Source organism: Floccifex sp. (assembly GCF_051873495.1).
Lineage (GTDB): Bacteria > Bacillota_I > Bacilli_A > Erysipelotrichales > Erysipelotrichaceae > Floccifex.
In genome coordinates this window covers 1-17,588 of sequence record NZ_JBJEEX010000012.1, presented here as the reverse complement: position 1 = coordinate 17,588, position 17,588 = coordinate 1, and the positions used below count along the sequence as shown (strand labels likewise).

The 17,588-nt window shown below is 30.0% G+C and carries 12 protein-coding genes; 10 read left to right on the top strand and 2 right to left on the bottom strand.

Features of this window, described 5'->3' with window-relative positions; all coding sequences use genetic code 11:
* Nucleotides 1–110: 110 nt before the first annotated feature.
* The 3 genes from dnaX to ACI313_RS00955 all read left to right on the top strand — a co-directional run bounded on the left by dnaX (nt 111) and on the right by ACI313_RS00955 (nt 3,718).
* Nucleotides 111–1,862, top strand: coding sequence for a DNA polymerase III subunit gamma/tau (gene dnaX / locus ACI313_RS00965; RefSeq protein WP_439755066.1), 1,752 nt, complete (start codon nt 111–113; stop codon nt 1,860–1,862).
* 12 nt (nt 1,863–1,874) lie between these two features.
* Nucleotides 1,875–2,462 carry a recombination mediator RecR gene (gene recR, locus ACI313_RS00960; protein ID WP_320608653.1) on the top strand — a complete coding sequence of 196 codons (588 nt, stop codon included), beginning with the start codon at nt 1,875–1,877 and terminating at the stop codon, nt 2,460–2,462.
* Nucleotides 2,463–3,151: 689 nt separating this feature from the next.
* Complete coding sequence (locus tag ACI313_RS00955; protein WP_320608652.1) at nt 3,152–3,718, top strand: hypothetical protein; 567 nt, start codon at nt 3,152–3,154, stop codon at nt 3,716–3,718.
* Here ACI313_RS00955 and ACI313_RS00950 read toward each other — a convergent pair.
* On the bottom strand, nt 3,694–4,257 hold the full coding sequence (locus tag ACI313_RS00950) for a CYTH domain-containing protein (RefSeq protein ID WP_320608651.1): 564 nt from the start codon (nt 4,255–4,257) through the stop codon (nt 3,694–3,696). The two genes, ACI313_RS00955 and ACI313_RS00950, sit on opposite strands and share 25 nt — an antisense overlap.
* A gap of 54 nt (nt 4,258–4,311) precedes the next feature.
* On the opposite strand from ACI313_RS00950, the gene ACI313_RS00945 reads away from it, so the two are divergent.
* Nucleotides 4,312–5,085, top strand: a complete 774-nt coding sequence (locus ACI313_RS00945) for an NAD kinase (protein ID WP_320608650.1) — start codon at nt 4,312–4,314, stop codon at nt 5,083–5,085.
* Here ACI313_RS00945 and ACI313_RS00940 read toward each other — a convergent pair.
* On the bottom strand, nt 5,082–6,317 hold the full coding sequence (locus ACI313_RS00940) for an FtsW/RodA/SpoVE family cell cycle protein (RefSeq protein ID WP_439755065.1): 1,236 nt from the start codon (nt 6,315–6,317) through the stop codon (nt 5,082–5,084). The genes ACI313_RS00945 and ACI313_RS00940 overlap by 4 nt on opposite strands.
* Nucleotides 6,318–6,403: 86 nt before the next feature.
* Here ACI313_RS00940 and mutS point away from each other — a divergent pair, with 86 nt between their 5' ends.
* The 6 genes from mutS (at nt 6,404) to ACI313_RS00910 (ending at nt 17,379) form a co-directional block, all read left to right on the top strand.
* The gene (gene mutS, locus ACI313_RS00935; RefSeq protein ID WP_320608648.1) at nt 6,404–8,941 is read left to right on the top strand and encodes a DNA mismatch repair protein MutS; all 2,538 of its coding nucleotides are present in this window, start codon (nt 6,404–6,406) and stop codon (nt 8,939–8,941) included.
* A gap of 14 nt (nt 8,942–8,955) precedes the next feature.
* Entirely contained in the window at nt 8,956–10,749 is a 1,794-nt protein-coding gene (gene mutL / locus ACI313_RS00930; RefSeq protein ID WP_320608647.1) for a DNA mismatch repair endonuclease MutL, read from the top strand.
* On the top strand, nt 10,742–11,638 hold the full coding sequence (miaA, locus tag ACI313_RS00925; RefSeq protein ID WP_320608646.1) for a tRNA (adenosine(37)-N6)-dimethylallyltransferase MiaA: 897 nt from the start codon (nt 10,742–10,744) through the stop codon (nt 11,636–11,638). Before mutL ends, miaA begins: the two co-directional genes overlap by 8 nt.
* Nucleotides 11,635–12,537, top strand: coding sequence for a diacylglycerol/lipid kinase family protein (locus tag ACI313_RS00920; RefSeq protein ID WP_439755064.1), 903 nt, complete (start codon nt 11,635–11,637; stop codon nt 12,535–12,537). The genes miaA and ACI313_RS00920 overlap by 4 nt, the downstream gene beginning before the upstream one ends.
* Nucleotides 12,538–12,548: 11 nt before the next feature.
* Nucleotides 12,549–13,820 carry an HlyC/CorC family transporter gene (locus ACI313_RS00915; protein ID WP_439755063.1) on the top strand — a complete coding sequence of 424 codons (1,272 nt, stop codon included), beginning with the start codon at nt 12,549–12,551 and terminating at the stop codon, nt 13,818–13,820.
* Between the two features lie 220 nt (nt 13,821–14,040).
* Nucleotides 14,041–17,379 (top strand): collagen binding domain-containing protein, encoded by a 3,339-nt coding sequence (locus ACI313_RS00910; RefSeq protein WP_439755062.1) that lies wholly within the window; start codon nt 14,041–14,043, stop codon nt 17,377–17,379.
* The last annotated feature ends 209 nt before the right edge of the window (nt 17,380–17,588 follow it).

Genomic DNA, 17,588 nt, shown 5'->3' with positions numbered 1-17,588 from the left:
AAGAGGATATAACTCTTTTCAAGTGACAAATCACTTAACTGTTATATCCTCTTTTCTTTTATGATTAATGAACATTTCTTGGTATAATAAAAGCGTTAGGAAGTGAAAAAATGGCATATCAGGCGTTATATCGAAAATATAGACCAACTTGTTTTGAAGAAGTCGTTGGTCAACAATACATTGTACAAACATTAAAAAATGCAATTTATCAAAATAGAATTGCACACGCGTATTTATTTTGTGGTCCACGTGGTACCGGAAAAACAACTATCGCTAAGATTTTTGCGAAGATGTTAAATTGTACAGATGAACAACATAAACCATGTGGTGATTGTGAAAACTGTAAAATGGTATTAAATGGATCTCATCCTGATATCATTGAAATTGATGCTGCTAGTAATAACGGCGTTGATGAAGTCAGAAACCTTATTGATAAAGTTAAATACGCCCCTTTATTAGGAAAATATAAAGTCTATATCATTGATGAAGTTCACATGATGACTCAGAGTGCATTTAATGCATTATTAAAAACAATTGAAGAGCCACCTGAACATGTAATCTTTATATTCGCAACAACTGAACCTAATAAAGTAATTCCAACTATTATTTCAAGATGTCAAAGATATGATTTCTCTAGTGTATCTCAAAATGATATTGAAAAAAGATTAAAAGTTGTATGTAAACAAGAACAAATTGAAATTGAAGATGAAGCTATTTCATTGATTGCGAAACTAGCAAATGGAGGAATGCGTGATTCCCTTTCTATATTAGATCAATGTATTGCGTATTCAATCACAAACATTAAAGCTGATGATGTTCGTAAAATCTATGGAGTATTGAATGTAGAAGATATTGGGGTTTTATATCGATATTTAGTAGAAGGAAAAGTAGATGATTTATTGAATACTCTTTCTAGATATGCTTCAATGGGGATTGATCTACAAATATTTATGAAAGACTTTATTTCTTTAATGAAAGAAAGTGTCATCTTAGATTATTCTTCAAACAGTACATTGGTATCGGATTCTCATAAAGAAGTAATTAATCAATATATGAATAATTCTTCAGTTTCATATAATTTAAATGTTTTAAACCACTTAATGGATACGTATTCTAAATTTGTATATGCTTCCAATATTCTGGATTATATTGCAACTTGTCTATTAACAATCATCTCTGAATCGAATAATGTAAGTGTTCAGAACAAGGATGTGAATGTTCAGAAACCTGTTTTAGAATCATATGATACTAAAAAAGAGGTATCTGAAATTAAAAAAGATGTTCAGATTGAAGAAGAAGTAGTTGAAACCGCAACTGAAATAGAATATGAATCGGATGATGTAGAAAACGTTTCACGTGAAACATTCGTAGAAGAACCTATTAAAGAATCAAATATCATCCTGAATGATGAATACATCATTCAATTGTTAGTTGGGGCTAACAAACAAGAAAAGATGAAAGATATGCCTAAGATTAATAATATGGATCAGTATTATTTTAGTTTAGACTATGGAAAATATGCCAATAGTCTAAAAAATATGAAATTAATGGCATCATCAGAAAATTATTGGATTGTAGTATTGAATTCAGATTTGGCTGTAAAGAATGTGAATGACATTCAGAATAACGAAGGATATGAAAAATTTCTGAATGAGTTATTAGGCACTCCTAAAAAAATATTCGCAATTAATACTGAACAAATGAATAATTCACTTGTATTATTTAAAAAACTTCAAATGAATAACGCGTTACCAGTCCCAGCTATTGTGAAAGCTAAACAAAACGATATTCATATGAATACCAATAAGACAGAGGATGATTTATTAAAGGTATTCCCTAATTTAGAATTAATAGATGATTAGAAAGGATAAAAAATGTATCCAAAGAAATTTCAAAGATTAATTGATGCATACGCAAAACTTCCAGGTGTTGGAAAGAAAACAGCTGAACGGTATGCTTATACGACATTAAATTGGGATGAAGAAACAATGGATGAATTTATATCTTCTCTAACAGATATAAAAGAAGGTATAAATCGATGTGAAATATGTGGAAATCTTTCAGATGGCGAAAAATGTGAAATATGTATGAATTCACATCGAAATCATAAATTGATTTGTGTTGTTCAGAGTCCTAAAAATATCGATTCAATTGAGTCAATGCAAGAATATAATGGTGTATATCATGTGTTGAATGGAACAATCAATGCTTCAAAAGGAATTTTACCAGAACAATTAAATATTGATAAATTATTAAAACGTGTGAATGAAGAAACGGAAGAAGTTATCTTAGCATTAGATCCAACCGTTGATGGAGAAACTACTTCCATGTATTTATCGAAGTTATTAAATGGTAAATGTAAAGTGACAAAACTGGCCAATGGTATACCAATCGGATCACACTTAGACTACGCAGATCCATTAACTTTGTTAAAGGCGTTTCAAAAACGTTCAGATAGTTAATTTCACGTGATATCTCATATGATAGGATATATTTTCATATACAGGAATATATCCTATTTTTTTATTCCGATGATTTTACTATGATTGCTCAGATTGATGAAAAAGAAACATTATAATATATTGTTTGCTTCACATTTTATTCATATTTACTAATATTTGTTCATATGAATCAATTAATAACTCGAAATACTTTCATATGGTCCTTCATAAACAACACATGGAGTATTATAAATACATAATATAAATAATATGATTATATTATGTCATTCATATACTAGATCACATATAAATTCATATATAATCATATAAAATTTCACATGGAGGTATAAAAATCTGATAAACTTTCTGATTGTGGAAATTTACACAAAAATTAATATTTCTTATTCATATGACTGCTCACATATAATATCCAATCTATAATTCAAAAATTGGAAAATATCTGAATAAATATATATAAATCATATATTTGAATTATATTGAATTTTAATTCATATGAAAATAAAATACAGATGTGAAATGTGCATGTGAATTTCTAAAATATTTCATATGAATGAAAAAATAAGAAAAGGAAAATCATAATGAAAACCATATGAAATGAAAAAGAAGAAATCAAATGATTTTATTGAGGAACAAAAATAATTTTGTTATAATTCAAAAAATAGGATATTCATGCGAAAGAGGTGCTGAAAATGGAAGAGAATAAAACAATAGATGTTTATTATGATATGGATATCGCACAGATTTGTCAGCAATTTAATAAGTCAAGAAACACAGTTGATAAAGCCGTCGCAAAGTTAATAAAAGATTATCCAGATAAAGATTGGAAATACAAAAACCCTGAAACAAAGCGTATTACCATTAAAGCAGAAGGAGTAGAAAAATTATCAACTTATTTCCGTAAAGAAAAGAACGAAATTTCAACTGTTGAGATGGAATTAAGATATGAAAATGAGAAATTAAAGGCTGTTATTGAAGAAAAAGAAAAAGCACAACAATTAATGGATCAGTTATATCAGGAAAAATTAAAGTTGGAACTAGAAAAGTCAAAACAAACGTTCTTAATCGAACAACAAAGTAAAGATGAAACAATTGAAAAGTTAGAAACTGAAAATTCTAAATTATTGGATGAAAACAAAGCACTTCAGGAAAAGATTGATGATGCGGATTCAATTAAAGATGAATTAGAAGAGTATAAAAAAAGGGAAGAGGAATATAATTCCAAGTCCTTCTTTTATCGTTTATTACATAAAATATAATCATTGGCCCTGGCTATCTTGCTTGGGCAATTTTTTTTATATTTTATGCCAATTTTGCTTAAAATCTCATTAAAAATAGGAATTCCATCATGATCTTTCGTATATTCATATTCTATTTCATAATCAATCACATCACCAAACCAATTTTCATCGGCACATAATTCTGCATTTTCTAGTCTACAAATTTGTCTTTTTGTTTTAGTTGATAATGTTTGGACAAGTGGTTCCGTTAAATTTAATTTTGAAATCCATTCAAGAACTTCTTCATCTTTTATGTCAGTGATAGAATCTGTATCGATTTCTTTTTCGTATTCATAATGAGTGACTTCATCTTTTTTTGTTTTTAAAGTAAATATTTTTTTATCACCTATGATACGAATACGCATAGCAGCTCCTTGTGATTTAACTTGATTAGAAGGAGTATCGTAATAATAATTTTCTTGTATCCATGGATTTGAAAAATCATATGATTTTACGATAATTTCATATTGATTTTTTGTGACTAAGCATTTTAATTCTCTTTCCATTTGATTAAACATATAATAATTCCTCCGTTTTATGATACAATAAAACTTATAAAAAGGAAGGTCAACATGAAATTCGCTATTATTGATCGTACAGACTATAATTCTATCCAACAAAGAAATGAAATTAAGAAACAATTAATGGAACATGGTTTAGAATACGATGAAAAGTATCCTGACTTGGTTATATGTGTTGGTGGAGATGGGACTTTTTTAAGAGCTATTCATCAATACATTGATATTTTAGATACGACGATGTTTGTTGGAATTCATACTGGAACATTAGGATTTTTAACAGATTTTACCCAAAGAGAAATCAATGAACTTATTCATTTAATTGTTCATACCACTCCTGTTATTGAAAATCGTCCTATGTTGAAAATTGAATTCAAAGACAAAGAAGAAGTTTGTTACGCGTTAAATGAAGTGCGTATTTCAAGTATGGATAGAACATTAAAATTAGATATCTATATTGATGATGAATTTTTTGAACAAACATCTGGTTCAGGAATCTGTGTGAGTACCCAAGTAGGATCGAGTGCTTTAAATAGAGCACTAAATGGAGCTGTTGTGGATCCTGGTTTAGATGTGCTACAACTATGTGAAATTATGCCGGTTGTGAATAAAAATCATCATTCTCTTCAAAATCCTTATATTATGAAAGAGACTCGTAAATTAACAATCAAAGGTGAATTTTTACACTATGCCAACATTAATTACGACCATTTAAGTGCGAATTTAGAAGATGTGAATGAAATATTGATTTCATCAAGTACAAAAAAAGTACGATTCGCTCGATATCGTACTTATTCTTATTTGAAAAGATTAAAGAACTTATACTAACGAGATTTCTTAAGTCTCGTTTTTCTTTTTCCTAAATAGAAAGTTCTTTTGGAAACAGGAGATAAATTCATCACAAATGAGAAGGCAATGAAATAAGATAAAGTACTACTTCCTCCATATGAAATTAAAGGAAGAGTAATACCTGTAATTGGCATTAAACCAACAATCATACCAATATTTTGTAGTTGTTGATAAATCAACATACCAATAACACCAATCACAATTAATCGATCTTTTTGATTTACTGTGTTATAGGCGATCTTACATAAATATAAATCTAATACTAGACAAACAACGACAATAAATAAAGTTCCAAGAAATCCAAAACACTGCCCAAAAGCCGCAAAGATAAAGTCAGTTTGTGCTTCGGGAATCGATATAATATTTGCCTGTGATCCAAATCCTAAAAAACCAGCAGATCCCAATGATAGAAGGGCAGTATACAACTGATTGGAACTACCTAAAATATTACTTTCTGGATCTAACCATGCATCGATTCTTTGAACACGATAATTTGATATTAAAGAAACTAATAAATCTCTTTGATTGTAGTAAATGAATAAAAAGAGGGCAACGACAATTCCTAGAGCTACAAAAATAGAAACAATGTATCCTTTACGAATTCCACTACACATCAACATAATTAAAATTGTGAAACAAATGATAATACATAAACCAGTATCGGGTTGTAATAGAATTAAAATTAATGGTGGTAATAAAACCTTAGCAATTTCAATAATTAATCCTAAGTCTTCTTTATAACTTGGCTCAGGATATTGTTCATTGTGCTTGGCAATGATTTGAGCAACCATGACAATCAGAACAATTTTAATAAATTCACTTGGCTGAAAACTCGCTCCTGGAATGGAAATCCAACTGACAGCTCCATTAATCATTGGAGCAAAAGGAAGATTTATCCGAGCTCCCGTTAAAGAAATCACAATTCTTGATAGCAACAAATAAACTAAGCATCCAATTAATATATAATAAGCTTTTTTTATATATTTAAAGATAAAGTCATTGGAAAAGGAACAAAGAAAGGACATCAAAATAAAACTAATCACATACCACATCATTTGTTTTATTAAATAAGATGTTCCAGATCCTGTCTTAATTAAGTTAAAGGCATTGTATATCGCAAAAAAACTCGTACAAGCTAGAATTAATAAAATGGCAATAAAGCCAATATCAATTTTATATATTTTATTTTTATAAATAATCGTTTGTTTCAAAATCAGCACCTCTTAGTTTTTAATAGTATAACACAATAAAAAAATAATTAAAAAAAATGATATAATACAAATATTGGAGGCAAATTATGAAAGAAAAAAAACTATCTCCTATGATGGAACAATACATTCAAGTCAAAGAACAAAACAAAGATAAAATTCTTTTTTATCGTGTCGGTGATTTCTATGAAATGTTTTTTGATGATGCCAAATTAGCAAGCCAAGAACTGGACTTAGTTTTAACGGGAAAAAGTGCAGGCCTAGATGAAAAAATTCCTATGTGTGGAATTCCATATCATGCTTGTAATTCATATATACAAAGATTAATAAAAAAAGGATATAAAGTTGCGATTTGTGAACAATTAACAGACCCAGCAACATCAAAAGGATTAGTTGAAAGAGGAATCATTAAAGTTATTACACCAGGAACTTATATGGATTCTACTGTCGATGGAAAAGAAAGCAATTATATGGCTTCAATTTCAATTTCAAGTTGGAATATCTGTATTCTTTATTGTGAATTAAGTACAGGAGAATTGAAATACCAATTGATTGAACGCTCATTGGTTGCTTTACAAAAAGCATTGATGGCCATGGAAACAAGTGAAATTGTTGTCCCACTAACAATTGATAAACGATGGATGACAGCACTAGAAGAAATGGATAATTTGACGATTTCTACGCAAAAAAAGACAAACCTTGATCAAGAAGACTATAAATTATTAAAAGAAAATGATCCGGAAATTGTTCAACAAGCCCTAGCCCAATTAATGGCTTATTTAAGTGAAACTCAAAAACAACACATCGATCATTTTATGCCAGTTTTATCTATGGATGAACAAAGTACATTGGTATTAGACTATGAAACAAAAAATCATTTAGACTTAGTCACATGTCATTCATCAAGCACAAAAGCAGAAAGTTTATGGAGTTTTATGGACCATTGTCAAAGTGCTATGGGATCGCGTTTATTGAAACAATGGATTGAAATGCCTTTAATCAATGCCAAAAAAATTGAACAAAGACAAAGAGCTATAATGACACTTAAAAATAACTTCATGTTAAGAGAAAACTTAAAAGAACATTTAGCCTATGTCTATGACATGGAACGATTGGCAAGTCGTATGGCATATGGAAATGCAAGTCCTAGAGATGTACTTCAATTAGTAACGACTCTGGAACATGCCAAGCCAATTTTAGAATTAGCTCAACAAATTGAATCGTATCCAGAATTTAAAGAAACACCGGATTGCCATAGTTTATATTTAGAAATAGGAAATGCGATTGTTGAAAATCCACCTCTAACTTTAAAAGAAGGCGGAGTATTTAAAGATGGATATAACGATGAATTAGATGAACTAAGAAAAATATCAAATCAAGGAAAAGACTATATCCTTGAAATTGAAAATAAAGAACGCGAAAGAACGGGAATTAAATCTTTAAAAATAGGATATAATCGTGTTTTTGGATATTATATTGAAGTACGTAATGGATATTTATCTCAAATTAAAGAAGAATTCGGATACTATCCGAAACAAACATTAGCCAATGCGACAAGATACATCACAAGTGAATTAAAAGAAAAAGAAGAACAAATTGTGAATGCCCAAGAATCTAAAAATAAATTAGAACAAGAACTATTCACTAAATTACTTCTTCGCATTAAAGAAGAATTATTTGATTTACACACATGTGCTAAACAACTCGCAACCATAGATGTTTTAGTATCATTAACGGATTTAGCCATTGATCACGGATATGTTTGTCCTAGTTTTCATCCAGAAATGAGTGTGAAAGTCATTGAAGGAAAACATCCGATTTTAGATGATCGCATGAAAAAGAAAAAATATGTATCCAATAATTGGATTATGGACGAAAACAATGCCATTGAATTAATTACTGGACCTAATATGGGTGGTAAATCAACGTATATGCGACAAAACGCATTAATTGTCATTATGGCTCAAATGGGAAGCTTTGTTCCAGCAAAATCATGTGAACTTCCTATTTTTGATCGTATTTTTACTCGTATAGGTGCTAGTGATGACATTTTAACAGGTAAATCAACGTTCATGGTGGAAATGATGGAAGCCAATGTAGCGCTTCGATACGCAACGAAACATTCTTTAATTTTATTTGATGAAATAGGAAGAGGAACGGCAACATATGATGGAATGGCATTGGCTCAGGCAATGCTAGAATACATTGAAGAAGTCATTCAAGCCAAAACATTATTTTCAACACATTATCATGAACTAACCGAAATGGAAAAAACACATCCAAGAGTTAAAAATATTCACGTGGATGTGAAAGAGAAAAAAGGTGAAATTGAATTTAGATATCGTTTAGTTGAAGGAAAAGCCGATAAATCTTATGGAATTCATGTTGCCAAGTTAGCTCATCTTCCATCGGTTGTTTTAGAAAGAGCAACGCAGTTATTAAAAAACTACGAAAACAGTGATAATGTTTCTTCTTATCAACCAAGTTTATTTGTTATGGATCCGGTTCAACCTGAACAATCCAAACTAATGGACAGACTCCATGATTTAGATGTCGATGCCCTTAGTCCAAGAGAAGCCTTGGAATGTTTATATGAATTAAAACAACTGGCCGATGAAATAGAATAGAAAAGAGGAATACTGTGTCAAAAATACATGTATTATCAGAGCATTTGACCAATATGATTGCTGCTGGAGAAGTTGTCGAAAGACCAGCGGGAATTGTCAAAGAATGCGTTGAAAATAGTATAGATGCCCAAGCTACTACCATTGAAATCGAAGCCTTTCAAGGAGGAATCGAAAGATTAGTCATTATTGATGATGGATGTGGAATGGATCACGAAGATGCACAAATGGCATTTATGCGCCATGCCACAAGTAAAATGCACTCAGAAGAAGAATTATTTAATATCGGAACAATGGGATTTAGAGGTGAGGCCATTCCTAGTATTGCTGCGGTCAGTCAAGTAGAACTACAAACCAATGATGGAAATCAAGGAAGTTTAATTCGCTATAGCTATGGACAAAAAACGTGTGATGAAATCTGTGATTGTCCTAAAGGAACTAAATTTGAAATTGAAGGATTATTTTTAAAGACACCGGCCCGGTTTAAACACTTAAAAAGTGCAGCTTATGAATTCAGTGTTATCGCAGATTTAATTAATAAAATGGCACTAGCTCATCCTGAAATTCGTTTTGTATTATCACATGATGGTAGGGTTGTTTTTCAAACAAGTGGAAATGGAAACATTCAAGAAATTATTTATCAAATGTATGGAAAAGAAGTAGCGAATAATGCCATTGCTTTTGATAATAGTGACGATGATTTTCACATTAGTGGATATATAATTCAACCCAAAATCAATCGAGCAACTAAATATTTCATGTTTATTTCTTTAAATACACGATGTATTCGTTCTACTCACATTCAAAATGCGATTTTAGATGCCTATAGTGAATATTTACCCAATAATCGTTTTCCAATTGTAGTATTAAACATTGAAATGGATACCCAATTAGTTGATGTCAATGTCCATCCCAATAAATGGGAAGTTCGTTTATCAAAACAAAATCAGTGTTTATCTTTAATTCGAAATACTTTAAAACAAACTTTAAAACAATCTTTACAAACTGTAGAAAAAGTAAGTAAACCTAAAATTGAAAAACAAATTGTTCAAGAAGAAATTCCTTTTTCATATGAACAAGAAGAAACAAAACCAGTATATGATAATCCGGTTATATATAATGAACAACCAAGTGTAATAAATGAACAATTATTTGGCTTTGATGACTATACAAAAGTAGAAGAAGAAAAACCACAACAAGAAGAAATAATTGAAAAACCAAAAGGAGATGATTTCTTCTATCATCTTGAAGTATTAGCACAATTTCATGATTCCTATATTTTATGTTCCAATGAACAAGGACTCGTGATTATTGATCAACATGCTGCTCAGGAACGATATCACTATGAACAAATTAAAAAATCATTGGATAAACCATGTACGCAAACGCAACCACTTATGGTACCAATTCAAATTAATGTACCTTGTAGTGTATTGAGTCGTATACCAACTATCAATGAACAAACCAATTATTTTGGGATTCACTTTGAACCATTTGGAAGTGATCAAGTCATTGTTCGTGAAATTCCCATTTGGTTTCAAGACGTACATGAAGATGAATTTTTTCAAGATTTAATTGATTTCTTTATGGAACATGAAAAAGTAGATTTATTAACGCTTCGAAAACATGTCTTGGCAACCATGGCATGTCATAGTTCAATTCGTTTTCATCGTCATTTAACGATGGATGAAATGAAAAAAGTAATTCTAGATCTTCAAAAATGTGAACAACCATATCATTGTCCACATGGAAGACCTACGGTTATCACAATCACAAATCAAGAATTAATAAAGGAGTTTGAACGTGGATAAGAAAATTATTGCGATTGTTGGGCCAACCGGTATTGGCAAAACAAGTTTATCAATCGCGTTAGCGAAAGCATTTGATGGTGAAGTTATTTCATGTGATAGTATGCAAGTGTATCGTAAAATGGATATTGGTACAGCCAAGGTTACTAAACAAGAAATGGAAAATATTCCTCATCATTTAATTGATATTCAAGACTATGATGAACCATATAATGTAATGATTTTTCAACAGTTGTGTCGACAAGCTATTGAAGATATTCAATCGCGCAATAAACAAGTTATTTTATGTGGGGGAACGGGTTTATATTTAAAAGCGGCTTTATATGATTATACGTTTGAAGAAGAACAAGTCGATGAAGAATATAATCAATATCTTCATACATTAAGTAATGAACAATTATATGAAATGTTGAAAGAAGTAGATGAAAAAGCCTTAGATAAAATTCATATCAATAATAAAAAAAGAATGATTCGTGCTTTAATGATGGCGCATATGGGAAAAACGAAAAGTGAACGTGAGGATTCGCAACAACATGTTCCATTATATGACGTTCATTTTATTGGATTGGATATGGATCGTGAACTATTACATCAAAGAATTGATGCTCGCGTTGATTTAATGTTTGAACAAGGATTGGTACAAGAAGTTACTTCTTTATTCACAAATCCAAATACTTGGGAATATACAAGTTTTCAAGGAATAGGGTATAAAGAATTTAAGGATTATTTTTTAAATCATGAGGATTTAGATATCATCAAAGAAAGAATCAAAACACATTCTCGTCAATATGCGAAAAGACAATATACTTGGTTTAAAAATCAGATGCCAGTGACTTGGTATCAAGCAGGGAAAACCCAAGAAATTATTGAAGATATAAGAGGCTTATTATGAAATATGTATTTATAATTAATCCGAATTCAAGTAAAGATGGATTGTATACTTTAATGGATCAAATCAAAACGCATTTTAAGGGATGTGATGTCATTATTGAAAAGACACAGTCAAGTGAACATGCCACTCACATTGCTAGAAAGTACGCATTTAAAACAGAAGAAGAAATTCTTATGTTTGCGTGTGGAGGAGATGGAACTCTTCATGAAATCGTGAATGGGATTGCGGGGTGTAAACATATTACCTTGGCAATTGTTCCCATTGGAACAGGAAATGATTTTGTGAAATATTTTGATCATTTAAAGAAAGAAGATTTTTTAGATTTTAGTTTATTAAAAAATGGGGACATTATTAATTGTGATTTATTAAAAGTAAACGGAGAATATGCCATCAACACCGTTTCCTTTGGTTTTGATGTGAACGTGGCTCGTTATGTGAATAAATATCGTAAGACATTACCGGTAAGAGGGATTATTCCATATTATATGGGAATGTTGGCTAGTTTAAAAAATCCGATTTCATCTGAATTTCATATTCAAATTGATGATAAAAAAATCCAACAAGAATTATTTTCGTTTGTTGTGATTACCAATGCTCGTTACTATGGAGGTGGTTATAAACCATGTCCAGGGGCATTAATAAATGATGGTATTTTAGATATTTGTTTAATCAATGATATAAAAAGAACGGAAATTTTAAAACTTGCCAAGGTATATCAAAAAGGCGAACATTTATCTTTACCAGAATTGGCCTATATCACAAAAGGACATATTGTATCACTTCATACCAATAATGAAGGAATTTATGGTAATCTAGATGGTGAGATTCGTTTATTAAAGAATCCCACAATAGAAGTGGAACAAGGAATGATTCGTTTATTGATTCCACGTAAAGGTTAAAAGGAGAAGAAATGGACACCGAGTTAGAACTACAAATTATCGTTTTAATTATTTTATTATTTTTATCTTCATTTTTTTCAAGTGCAGAAACATCTTTAGTTTCTGTTAATAAAATTAAGATTCGCTCTGAAGCAGAAAAAGGAAATAAAAGAGCTCATACATTGTTAAAAGTATATGAAAAAGAAGATAAAATGTTGAGCGCTATTTTAATCGGAAATAATTTAGTTAATACATATGCAGCTAGTATTGCCACAAGTATTGCCTATGTGTTTGGTGGAGCAGCAGTAGGTGTTGCGACATTTATCATTACGTTATTTATTTTGATTTTTGGAGAAATCACACCAAAAACACTGGCTACGAAAAACGCTGAAAAAATGGCTTTAATGTATGCTCCTATCATTTTATTTTTAATGCGTATTTTAACTCCATTCATATTTGTGATTAATGCCGTAAGTAATGTTGTATTGAAATTATTAGGTATAAATGATAAAGATAACAATCCATCGATGACAGAAACAGAATTAAGAACAATGATGGATGTATCTCATGAAGAAGGCGTAATTGAAGAAGAAGAAAAAAATATGATCAATAATGTATTTGATTTTGGAGACGCCAAGGCAAGAGATGTTATGGTTCCTAGAGTTCATGTTGTTATGGCCGATATCAATAGTACATATAAAGACTTATTGGAAATCTTTAAAGAAGAACGCTTTACTAGAATTCCAATTTATAAAGATTCTATGGATAACATCATTGGTCTAGTGAATATGAAAGACTTATTGTTGTACGATAACTTAGATCAATTTGATATTAATAAAGTCTTACGTAAACCTTATTTCACATATGAAACAAAGAAAATTTCGGAATTGTTAGTGGAAATGAAAGAATCAACTTTCAACTTAGCTATAGTTGTTGATGAATATGGTGAATTAGCTGGAATCATTACGTTAGAAGATATCATTGAAGAAATTGTTGGAGATGTTCATGATGAATACGATGAAGAAGAACAAGAAAATATCAAGAAAATCAATGATACAATTTATGATGTAAAAGGTTATATTAACTTACATGATTTAAACGATGCATTAGATTTAGACTTAGATAGTGAAGACTTTGATTCCATTGGTGGTTTAGTTATCGATGCCTTGGGTCGTTTCCCACAACAATATGATACAGTAACACTTGAAAATGGTATAAAAATCAAAGTTGTAAGCTTAGATAAAAATCGTATTGAAGAGGTTCGTTTGTATTTGCCTACACCACAAGAGGAAGAACAAAATTAAATATTTTCACAAGGTACTATGAATTAATGGTACCTTCTTTTTTTATTACATGAAATAATTCAATTTTTTATTGACTTTGAATATCAAATTATTATATTTTAAGAGTTGTTTTTTTTAGTAACGTTAAAATTAATTAATAAATCAAGAGAAGGAGAGATATATGAACCACGATATTCCAAAGCAAAATCATCAATACAAAATAAAATTGTTTCTCATTATAATGGTTGTAATCGCAACAATCTACAATGTGATTTTACCAGCGATTACAATGGAAAAACAATGTGACATGGAAGAACATACACATACAGATAGTTGTTATCGTCAAGCAAGCATAATAACACAAAAACAAGGAATATGTACTCTTGATAGTTTAAATCTTCATCAACACACAGAAGATTGTTTTGATGAACAAGGAAAAATAAAATGTGGTTATGCCGATTTTATTATCCATGAACACAATGAAGGTTGTTACGATGAACAAGGAAATTTATGGTGTCCGATACCAGAAAAAACATTAGAAGAAATGAATGCAGAAAATGAAGATGAACCAGTAACAATTCATAGTCATGATGAAAGTTGTTTTGATGAAAATAATAATTTAATTTGTGACAAAATGCAGCTAGAACAACATGAACACAATGAAAATTGTTTTGAAGAAGTAGAAATCGGTGTAGATGAAAAAGAATTGATTTGCACTAAAGAAGAACATATTCATACAGAACAATGTAATTTAAATGATAATTCAGAAAATGATATGGCAACAACATTAAGTACTTCACTTGATAATCGTCTTGATTTTACTAGTTGTATTAAAAACGTAACTTATGAAAATCCTCATTATAATCCCGAAACAGATCAAGTCGAAGTGTCTTTTGATTTAAAATTTAAAATCACAAAAGATATGATATACCCTGAATCAGGGCAAGAAAACTTAAGTTATATTTATTCTTTACCAGAAGAAATTGTGATACCAGATACAATGTTAAATAAAACATATACAGGTCGTGATGCCAATGGAGTAGAAGGATTTACTTATTTCTTTGTGAAAAACGAAGATGGAACATATAGTGTAGGAATTGATTTTATTCAAAGTTATGTACAAGGAAAAGATAACTTTGAAGGATTTATTAGCTATAGTGCGCATGTGAATCATAAAGAAGACGAGGACACAGAATATGAATTTAAATTCACAGATAGTGTAACAGTTACGATTAAAGCTGAAGAAATACAACACCCAGATAATGAATCTATGCACTATGATATTAAAGTTGATAAATCAAATTCTAGTTATAACTATAAAGAAAATAAAATCACTTATAAAATTGTTGTTGATTCTAAAAAAGGAACACCTGATCCTATTAATTTGAAAGATATTTTAAATACTAATGGATTAGACGTGGAATCCGTAAAACTTGTGAATGTTGTAAAAGAAGATCGTGTAGATGATTGGAATTTAGATTGGCAATCAAAAACGGAAATAAAAGATTGTTCTTTGAATTATAATCAAGATAATAAAGAAATCACCATGGCTCTTCCTGGATTAGAACCAGGAATTCATGATAAAGGACAGCGTTATACTATTACATATGATGTTTATTTTAAAGAACCGGCAACAGGTAATTCATATGAAGTAAGTAATAAAGTTTCGGTTACGGGTACTGAAAAAGGTGAAACCATTATTGATAGTGATGAAACAAAAACAACTGTGACAAAAGATTTAGATTTAATGAAATCTGGTTCTTATGACAAAGAAAAGAACGAAATTATTTGGACAATCAAAGTCAATCAACATAAAAATAACTTAGCAAACTCTATCTTATCGGATGATATGTTTGCTTCGATTAATAAAGAAAAAGTTTCTATTTCTCCAAGTGAAGGAATCACATGGAATGGGAATCAACTTAAGTTTACTGGTATTAATGGAACGGATGTGAATACGAATAGTTATACTATTACCTATAAAACAAATGTTCCCGATAATTTAGAATATGTGAACGGAGTGGCAACAGTTGATAATACAGCTACTGTTACTCCGCCAAGTGGAAATGAAGAAACATCAGATGCAGAAGTGACAATTGATAAAAAAATTGATATTCAAAAAGATGGTTCATATGATAAATCAAAAGATAAAATACAATGGTCTATCACAATTAATGAAAATAAAAGTGATTTAAACAATGCCGTATTAACCGATACAATGTTTAATCAAATAAAGACAAGTGATATAAAAATTGAACCAAGTACAGGATTCACAGTTATTACTGATGAAAATGGGAATATTAAACGTATTGTATTTAATGAAGATGCTCAAAATAACACTTATGTCATTACGTATGAAACTGATGTACCTGAAACACAAGAAAGTGTAACAGTCACAAATAGTTCTACCATTACACCAGCAAATCCTAATCTACCGCCTAAAACAGATGAAGAAACAGTTGTTGTGGATAAAACAGTAGATGTGAATAAAGTAGGAAAATATGATAAAAAATCAGATTTAATTACTTGGACGATTACTATAAATCAAAATAAAAATGATATTACGGGTAAATTCTTAAGTGATGAAATGTTTTCTCAAATTGATAAATCAAATATTAAAATTGAACCCAATACTGGTTATGTTTGGACGGGAGATAATTTAACTTTCACATCAATTGATGGAAAACCAAATGAACAAACATATACCATTATTTATAAAACACCATCAAATATTAATGTGAATGAAAGTGGTGTTGTATCGAATAAATATGGATTAGATAATAAAAAATCAGAAGCTACAGTATCTGTAGATCGTTCGTTACATTTTAATAAAAGTGGATCTTATGATTCATCGAATCAGTGTATTGAATGGACCATTGACTTAAGTAAACAAAATCAAAATATTTTTAACTATGTTCTAACGGATACAATGTTTGATAAAATCATGGATGGTAGTTTAAAAGTCATGATGGATGGAAATACGGTGAATGAAGAAACTGGAATGTATCAAATTTGTAAAGAAAACAATCAAATTACCCAAATTTTATTTAAAGGGGAAAACAGTATCAATACCCATCACTATACAATTAAATATAAAACACCTGTAACTTCACAATGGAATGAAACCACAGTTAAAAACCATGCCGAAATTGATCCACCAGGAGATGTTCCCAATATTCCAACTGATTCAGAAGTAAAAGTACCAGCACAGGGAAGTGTAGTAAAAAAGGTCGAAAGTGGAAAATTAGCTGAAGACAATAAATTAGAAATTCAATGGTTAATGGAAGTAAAGGTTCCTAAAGGAGGTCTTCCTTCTGGAACAGTTATTACGGATACATTAAAAGATGGTCAATGGATGACAATGACTCAAATTCAAGAATGGGGTTCAATGATTAATGCTAATGATGAAGATGGAAAACCAATTCAAGGAACAAATTATTGGTGGCCTCCGGGTAAAACTTATAACATTTCTTTTTTTAGTGATGATGGTTTAACTTATACCTATGATGATATTGTTCACAACAATAACGATGCTTATACAAAACATTTTGTGAGCTACAAGATTGAATTTATTCAATAGCTTTCTAGTAGTGTATACGAAGGCAAAACACTTTGGATTAAATATAAAAGCTATGCCGATGTAAGTAATGTAGAAGATACTAAAAATTATAGTAATACAGCATCCATTATGCCTCCAGGAGATATCATCAAAGAAAGTACAGCTACCTATGAATATAAAAAAGCTAACTATATAAAAATCAATAGAATTTATGAAAAAGTTTGAAAATA

Coding starts and splice junctions, on each gene's coding strand:
- dnaX (WP_439755066.1), top strand. CDS start 111: ATGGCATATCAGGCGTTATATCGAAAATATAGACCAACTTGTTTTGAA.
- recR (WP_320608653.1), top strand. CDS start 1,875: ATGTATCCAAAGAAATTTCAAAGATTAATTGATGCATACGCAAAACTT.
- mutS (WP_320608648.1), top strand. CDS start 6,404: ATGAAAGAAAAAAAACTATCTCCTATGATGGAACAATACATTCAAGTC.
- ACI313_RS00950 (WP_320608651.1), bottom strand. CDS start 4,257: ATGTTTAATCAAATGGAAAGAGAATTAAAATGCTTAGTCACAAAAAAT.
- ACI313_RS00945 (WP_320608650.1), top strand. CDS start 4,312: ATGAAATTCGCTATTATTGATCGTACAGACTATAATTCTATCCAACAA.
- ACI313_RS00915 (WP_439755063.1), top strand. CDS start 12,549: ATGGACACCGAGTTAGAACTACAAATTATCGTTTTAATTATTTTATTA.
- ACI313_RS00955 (WP_320608652.1), top strand. CDS start 3,152: ATGGAAGAGAATAAAACAATAGATGTTTATTATGATATGGATATCGCA.
- ACI313_RS00910 (WP_439755062.1), top strand. CDS start 14,041: ATGGTTGTAATCGCAACAATCTACAATGTGATTTTACCAGCGATTACA.
- ACI313_RS00920 (WP_439755064.1), top strand. CDS start 11,635: ATGAAATATGTATTTATAATTAATCCGAATTCAAGTAAAGATGGATTG.